Source organism: Anaerotruncus massiliensis (ex Togo et al. 2026) (assembly GCF_030825285.1).
Classification (GTDB): domain Bacteria; phylum Bacillota; class Clostridia; order Oscillospirales; family Ruminococcaceae; genus Anaerotruncus; species Anaerotruncus massiliensis.
The window spans coordinates 1-6,604 of the sequence record NZ_JAPJQF010000081.1 but is presented as its reverse complement, the minus strand read 5'-3'; the positions used below and the strand labels follow the sequence as shown (position 1 = coordinate 6,604).

The following is a 6,604-nucleotide window of genomic DNA, read 5'->3' as shown; positions in this document are numbered from 1 at the left end:
TGTTGTCTGGTGGGCTCGTATATGTTTATAACCCACAGCTTCGCGTCCGCGCGCGGGGGCCTGCGGCCCCCGCGATCCCGCCGCCCGGCCCCGTGTCCGCACGGCGCCCCGTTTATTCCGGACGGCTCTGCACCGCCCGGAGGATCTGCGCGAGCGCGTGGGAGGAGGCGAGATAGCGGATGAACTCCCGCTCGCCGTAATCGAAGCCCCTGCCGAGTCGCAGCTCGACGACGTCGTTCAGCCATTCGCTGCTGATTCCGACATAGACGAGCCCGACCGGCTTTTCGTCGGTGCCGCCGTCCGGCCCGGCGACGCCGGTGGTCGAAACGCCGATGTCCGCACCCGAGAGCCGGCGGACGCCGTCGGCCATCTCCCGCGCGGTCTGCGGGGAGACGGCGCCGTACCGCGCGAGCGTCGAGCCCTGCACGCCGAGCAGGCGCTCCTTGGCCCCGTTCGCATAGGTGACCGCGCCGCAGCCGAACACCTCCGAGCTGCCCGGCACGTCGGTCAGCCGCTTGGCGATGTAGCCGCCCGTGCAGCTCTCCGCGGCGGCCGCCGTGAGCCCCGCGTCCTTGAGGGCGCGCACCGCGGCGGTCTGGAGGTTGTCGACGTCCACGCCGTAGATGTACTGCGGATACCGCTCCCTGAGGCTGGCGATGACCGGCTCCATCAGTCGCTCCGCCTCCGCCTCCGTCGGAGCCGAGGCGGTGACGCGCAGCATCACCTCGCCGTCCTTGGCGTAGGGGGCGAGGGTGGGATTTTTCATCGCCTGCATCTCGCCGCGCAGCTGGCTTTCGAGCGTGCTCTCGCCGATTCCGAAGAAGTAGATGCAGTGGGAGCGCAGCACATGGTCGGCGCGCTTCGCCAGATAGGGCAGCACCTGCCGCTCGAACATGGGGGTCATCTCGCGGGGCGGACCGGGCAGCATGATCGCCGTCTTGCCCTTCCCCTCGATGATCGCGCCCGGCGCGGTGCCGTTGCGGTTTTCCAGCACGGTACAGCCGCGCGGCATCATCGCCTGCTTGAGGTTCGATTGGCACATCGGGCGCTTCATGCCGCCGAAATACGCCTCGATGGCGCGCGCCGACGGCTCGTGCATCTCGAGCGGCAGGCCGAACCAGTCGGCGATCGTCTCCTTGCTGAGGTCGTCGTAGGTGGGGCCGAGACCGCCCGTCGTGATGACGATGTCGTTGCGCGCGAACGCCTCGTCGAGCGCCTCGCGCAGGCGTTCGGGGTTGTCGCCGACCGCCGTGTGGCGGTAGACGTTGACCCCCAGCTCCGCCAGCCCCCGGGAGAGCACCTGGGAGTTGGTGTTGACGATGTTGCCGAGCAGGATCTCGGTCCCGATACAGAGGATTTCCGCCGATTCTGACATGCTTGCTATCTCCAATCCAATTGGTTTATACACAGCTATTATATCACAGTCCCCCCGGTATTTGCATCAGCTTTTCGGGAAAGCGCGCCGCAAACCCCCTCTTTTTGGCGCGCGGGCCGGGAAAAAAGGCCGCATCCCCTTTACTCATGCGGGTCCGTTATGATATAATAAAGCGGTTTATGATGAAGGAGCGTTATAAGGAATGGCACAATACAGTGATTTCAATCTTTCGGAAGAGACGTTGAAAGCGGTGGAGCGGATGGGCTTCACCGAGATGACCGAGATCCAGGAGAAGGCGATCCCGGTCATGATGGAGGGCAGGGAGATCATCGCCAAGGCCCCCACCGGCACGGGCAAGACCTGCGCCTTCGGCATCCCGATCATGGAGAAGATCGACCCCGAAAAGCCCGCGTTGCAGGCGATCGTCCTCTGCCCGACCCGCGAGCTCTCCACCCAGATCGTGGAGGAGCTGCGCCAGCTCGCCTATTTCCGGCCCGACATCAAGGTGGTGGCCGTCTACGGCGGCCAGCCGATCGATAAACAGATCAACGCCCTCAAGCGGGGGGCGCAGATCGTCGTCGCCACGCCGGGGCGGATGCTCGACCACATGCACCGCCGCACGATCAACCTTACGCAGGTGAAGATCGCGGTGCTCGACGAGGCGGACGAGATGCTCGACATGGGCTTCTACCGGGACGTCTGCAAAATCCTCGACCGCCTGCCCAAGGAGCGCCAGATGGTGATGTTCTCCGCCACCATCTCCCGCGAGGTCATGGACATCGGCTGGCTCTACCAGCGGGACAACGTCGAGCTGACCGTCGAGCCGGTGCAGGACAGCCAGCCCAGGATCCGCCAGTACATGCTCGAAACGGTGGGCCGCCAGAAGATGGCCGACCTCTGCTATATTCTGAAAGAAAACGACTACCACCGGGTCATGGTCTTCTGCAACACCAAGTACACGACCACCAGCATCAGCAACCTGCTGCGGGAGCGCGGCTTCAACGCCGACTGCCTCAACGGGGACATGCGCCAGTCGGAGCGCAACAAGATCATGGCCGACTTCCGCGCGGGCAAGATCGAAATCCTGGTCGCCACCGACGTGGCCGCGCGCGGTATCGACGTCGAGGACGTCGACGCGGTGGTCAACTACGAGATCCCGCTCGAAAACGAGTACTACACCCACCGCATCGGGCGCACCGGCCGCGCGAAGAAGGAGGGCGCCTCCTACATCTTCTACAGCCAGGACGACCTCAAGCGGCTGCGCAACATCATCCGCTACACCCGCTCGCAGGTGACCGAGCTCGAATTCGACGAGAACGGCGACCTGGTCGAAAAGGGCCTCTTCCAGGCGTAAGAACGATCGAAAGCCTCCCGGCGTTTCCCTTGGAAACGCCGGGAGGCTTTTTCTGTTTTCCGTTCCCGGGCGGTCCCGCTAGATCTCCACGCCCGCCTCGCGCAGCGCGCGCCGCAGCGCGTCGACGTCGCCGCCGTAGACGAACCCCGCCATGCCGGCGTCCTTCGCCGCGGCGATGTTGGCGGGCAAGTCGTCGATAAAGAAGCACTCCGCCGCCGAAAGCCCGTACCGGGTGAGCAGCGTTTCGTAGATCGCGGGGTCCGGCTTCACCTGCCGCACGAAGGCGGAGACCACCTCCCCGTCGAAGCAGTCACGGCAGGGGATCGCCTCCCGGTAAGCGGTGAACCGCGTGCCCGCGTTGGAGAGCAGGTAGACGCGGTAGCCCCTGCCCTTGAGCTCCCGCGCGAGCGCGTTCACCCCGGGGATGGGCGGGAAGTGCAGGTGCCACTCCCGGAAGAGGCGCGCCGTCCCCGGCCACAGCCGTTCGGGCAGGTCCCGGAGCACGCGGGCGATCGCCTCGTCCTCCTCCATCGCGCCCGCGTCGAGCGCGGGCCACTCCGCCCCGCCGAAGAGCCGCGCGCCCACCGCGCGGCAGTCCTCCTCATCGGAAAAGAACTCCCGCAGGAAGGAGTCCGGGTCCCAGCGCATCAGGACGTTTCCCATGTCAAAGACGATGTTTCTGATCATATCCTTCTCCTTTACAGCGTCACCCAGCGGATCTCGTTTCCGTTTCCTTCCACCACCCGCAGGATGTCCGCGAGGGACAGCCACACGGTCGCCGTGTTGTCGTTCGGGTGCACGCCGAGACACGGGAACCGTTCGAGCCCCCGGTCGAAGACGACCTCCACCGCCGCGTCCGCGTCGTTGAGAACCCCGAGCGGCGTGACCTCTCCCTGTTTGAGGCCGAGATATTTTTCCAGCCGCTCGGCCGACGCGAAGCTCAGCTTGGAGCTTTCCAGCTGTGCGGCAAGCGCGCGCAGGTCGGCGCGCGCCTCCCCCGGTACCACCACGAGAAAGTGCCGCCTGCCCTTCGCGTCCCGCAGGAAGAGGTTTTTGCAGACCTCCCCCTTCGCCGTGAGGCCGAGCGCATCCATCTCGCCGATCGTAAAGACCGCCGGGTGCTCGGTGACCTCATAGGAGACGCCCAGCTCCTCCAGCCGGGCGAACACCTTTTCACGTTCCGTCATGTCGTTTCCCCCTTTCAGGCTACCCTATTTATAGCACGGCGCGCCCCCGTCTGGCAAGCCGCCCGCGGGGAAATCCCGCCGTGCGGGGATTTGCGGCGGGAAAATTTTGCCGACCCCTTGACGAACGTCGAAAGAATGGGTATAATAGCATCTACAAAATGTTTTTATAAAAATTGTGAAAGACGCTGAAAAGAAGAGTAGGCCGCGAAAGCTACCACAGAGAGCCCCGGCAGGTGAAAGGGGGCGTGGCGGAAGCGGCTGAAGATGGTCTTGGAGTCTCGCGGGCGAAAGCTTTTAGTTCGCGACGGGTTCACCCGTTACAGTGACAGGCGGTCGGTATCGAGCCGGACGCCGGTGAGGCCCCCGCCGCAAGGCGGCGGCGAATCAAGGTGGTACCGCGAAAGCACGCGCTTTCGCCCTTGGACGGGATGTCCATGCGGCGGAGGCTTTTTTTATTGCTTTGCAATAAATCCCGTCCGGACTGTTCCCGCCGGGACGTTAAATTGCCCGCGGGCCGGGGCCGGCGGGCGGCGGAGATCATTTTTCCTCCCGTGCCTTGAGCAGGTCGCGGATCTCGGTCAGCAGGACCACATCCGCCGGCGGCGCGGGCGGGGCCTTGGGCGCCTCCTCCTTTTTGCGGCGGAATTTGCCGAGCAGCCGGATCATCACAAAGACGGTGAAGGAAATGATCAGAAAGTTGATGATCTGGTTTAAGAAGCTGCCGTAGCGGATGGCCACCTCGGGGATCTCCCCGGAAGCGGGCGCCAGCACGATGCGCAGGTCGGAGAAGTTCACGCCGCCGATCAGCCAGCCCACGAACGGCATGATGACCTCCTGCACCAGCGAGTTGACGATCGCGGTGAAGGCGGTGCCGACGACGATGCCGACAGCCATGTCCGCGACGTTGCCGCGCGCGATAAACGCTTTGAAATCCTTCCAGAATCCCTGTTTTTCCTCTTTCATAAAAGCACTTCCTTTTTCGGTTCCATATTGGGCGTTCCCCCGCAGAAAAGTGTAATCGGAATTCCCGCGGATGTCAACCAGTTTCGCCGGGCGGCGCGTTACAGTACAGGAGGGTTCTTTGTGATCCAGATCAGCCATCTCACCAAAATCTTCAACGACAAATCGGGCGAGGTCGTCGCGCTGCACGATGTCAACCTCGAAATCGGCCGGGGGGACATCTTCGGCATCATCGGCATGAGCGGCGCGGGAAAATCCACCCTGCTGCGCTGCCTTTCGACCCTCGAAAAGCCCACCTCGGGCGCGATCACCCTCGACGGGGTCGACCTGGCCACCCTCACGGGCAAGCAGCTCATCGACACCCGCCGCAAGATGGGGGTCGTCTTCCAGGGCTACAACCTGCTCATGCAGCGCACCGTGCGCCAGAACGTGGCCTTCCCGCTCGCGCTCGAGCGCGCCGACAGGGCCGGGGTGAACGCCCGCGTCGACGAGCTGCTCGAGCTGGTGGGCCTCTCGGAAAAGGCGGAGAGCTACCCCTCCCAGCTCTCGGGCGGGCAGAAGCAGCGGGTGGCGATCGCCCGCGCGCTGGCCACCAGCCCCGAGGTGCTGCTCTGCGACGAGCCGACCTCCGCGCTCGACTCCCTGACCACCAAGAACATCCTCGAGCTGCTGCACAACATCAACCGGAAGCTCAACGTCACGATCGTCATCATCACCCACGAGATCGCGGTGGTCAAGGCGATCTGCAACAAGGTCGCGGTCATCGACACCGCCGAGTTCGTCGAGTGGGGCGACACCGCCGAGATCTTCAAGAACCCCAGGAGCGACATGACCAGGCTCCTGCTGGGATACGAGGTGATGAAGAAATGATCGAGCTGCTGCAAAAATACGGCCCCCTGCTGTGGGAAAACACCTATATCACCCTGCTGATGGTGGCGGCGGCCACCCTCTTCGCCTACGTCTTCGGCCTGCCGATGGGGGTGCTCCTCAAGGTCACCGACCGCGGCGGCATCATGGAAAACCGCGCCTTCAACTCCGCGTTCGGCTGGATCGTCAACATCCTGCGCTCGCTCCCCTTCGTCATCCTCATGGTCGCCCTCATCCCCCTCACCCGCCTGATCGTCGGCAAGGCGATCGGCCCGGCTGCGGCCTGCGTGCCCCTCATCATCGCGGCGGCGCCCTTCGTGGCGCGGCTCGTGGAAAGCTCGCTCTCCGAGATCGACAACGGCGTCATCGAGGCCGCCAAGTGCATGGGCGCCACCAACTGGCAGATCATCACCCGCGTCATGATCCCCGAGGCGGTTCCCTCCCTCATCCGGGGGCTCTCGATCACCACCATCACGCTGATCGGCTACTCCGCCATGGCGGGCGCGGTCGGCGGCGGCGGGCTTGGCGACGTGGCGCTCCGCTACGGCTACCACCGCTATCAGGCGGACGTCATGATGATCACGATCGTCCTGCTCGTCATCATCGTCTGCATCATCCAGATCGTCTTCGACCACCTGGCCAGCCGGGTGGACAAGCGCAACCGTTAACTTTTGCGTGATCAACCGGGATGCGGCCGCTCCCGGTATGATAGAAATCCCATTTTTTGCTGATTGAAAAGGAGAAATGAATATGAAAAAGCTCGCGAAACTGCTGGCGCTCCTGCTGGCGCTGACGCTCGCCTTCTCGCTCGCCGCGTGCGGCGGCGAACCCGCCCCCGCCGGGACCCCCTCGTCCGAAGCC

7 protein-coding genes and 1 other annotated feature are annotated in these 6,604 nt (G+C 64.2%); of the genes, 3 read left to right on the top strand and 4 right to left on the bottom strand.

What is annotated here, in order from left to right:
• Positions 1-112: 112 nt before the first annotated feature.
• Positions 113-1,375: a competence/damage-inducible protein A gene (locus RCI06_RS13830; RefSeq protein WP_306576394.1), complete on the bottom strand. Its 1,263-nt coding sequence runs from the start codon at positions 1,373-1,375 to the stop codon at positions 113-115.
• A 202-nt stretch (positions 1,376-1,577) separates the two neighbouring features.
• On the opposite strand from RCI06_RS13830, the gene RCI06_RS13825 reads away from it, so the two are divergent.
• Complete coding sequence (locus RCI06_RS13825; RefSeq protein WP_306576393.1) at positions 1,578-2,729, top strand: DEAD/DEAH box helicase; 1,152 nt, start codon at positions 1,578-1,580, stop codon at positions 2,727-2,729.
• Positions 2,730-2,807: 78 nt separating this feature from the next.
• Here RCI06_RS13825 and RCI06_RS13820 read toward each other — a convergent pair whose 3' ends face one another.
• The 3 genes from RCI06_RS13820 to mscL form a co-directional block, all read right to left on the bottom strand.
• A complete protein-coding gene (locus RCI06_RS13820; protein WP_306576392.1) occupies positions 2,808-3,416 on the bottom strand; it encodes an HAD family phosphatase in 609 nt (202 codons plus the stop codon).
• Between the two features lie 11 nt (positions 3,417-3,427).
• Positions 3,428-3,916, bottom strand: coding sequence for a prolyl-tRNA synthetase associated domain-containing protein (locus RCI06_RS13815; RefSeq protein WP_101552809.1), 489 nt, complete (start codon positions 3,914-3,916; stop codon positions 3,428-3,430).
• Positions 3,917-4,092: 176 nt separating this feature from the next.
• Positions 4,093-4,340, top strand: a binding site (T-box leader).
• A 113-nt stretch (positions 4,341-4,453) separates the two neighbouring features.
• On the bottom strand, positions 4,454-4,879 hold the full coding sequence (gene mscL, locus RCI06_RS13810; protein WP_101552810.1) for a large-conductance mechanosensitive channel protein MscL: 426 nt from the start codon (positions 4,877-4,879) through the stop codon (positions 4,454-4,456).
• Between the two features lie 120 nt (positions 4,880-4,999).
• Here mscL and RCI06_RS13805 point away from each other — a divergent pair, with 120 nt between their 5' ends.
• Positions 5,000-5,746, top strand: coding sequence for a methionine ABC transporter ATP-binding protein (locus RCI06_RS13805; RefSeq protein WP_256152796.1), 747 nt, complete (start codon positions 5,000-5,002; stop codon positions 5,744-5,746).
• Complete coding sequence (locus RCI06_RS13800) at positions 5,743-6,411, top strand: methionine ABC transporter permease (RefSeq protein ID WP_101552812.1); 669 nt, start codon at positions 5,743-5,745, stop codon at positions 6,409-6,411. Before RCI06_RS13805 ends, RCI06_RS13800 begins: the two co-directional genes overlap by 4 nt.
• The last annotated feature ends 193 nt before the right edge of the window (positions 6,412-6,604 follow it).

What these genes read in the sequence shown, in the direction of transcription:
- RCI06_RS13830 (WP_306576394.1), bottom strand. Translation starts at nt 1,375, where the DNA reads ATGTCAGAATCGGCGGAAATCCTCTGTATCGGGACCGAGATCCTGCTC.
- RCI06_RS13825 (WP_306576393.1), top strand. Translation starts at nt 1,578, where the DNA reads ATGGCACAATACAGTGATTTCAATCTTTCGGAAGAGACGTTGAAAGCG.
- RCI06_RS13820 (WP_306576392.1), bottom strand. Translation starts at nt 3,416, where the DNA reads ATGATCAGAAACATCGTCTTTGACATGGGAAACGTCCTGATGCGCTGG.
- RCI06_RS13815 (WP_101552809.1), bottom strand. Translation starts at nt 3,916, where the DNA reads ATGACGGAACGTGAAAAGGTGTTCGCCCGGCTGGAGGAGCTGGGCGTC.
- mscL (WP_101552810.1), bottom strand. Translation starts at nt 4,879, where the DNA reads ATGAAAGAGGAAAAACAGGGATTCTGGAAGGATTTCAAAGCGTTTATC.
- RCI06_RS13800 (WP_101552812.1), top strand. Translation starts at nt 5,743, where the DNA reads ATGATCGAGCTGCTGCAAAAATACGGCCCCCTGCTGTGGGAAAACACC.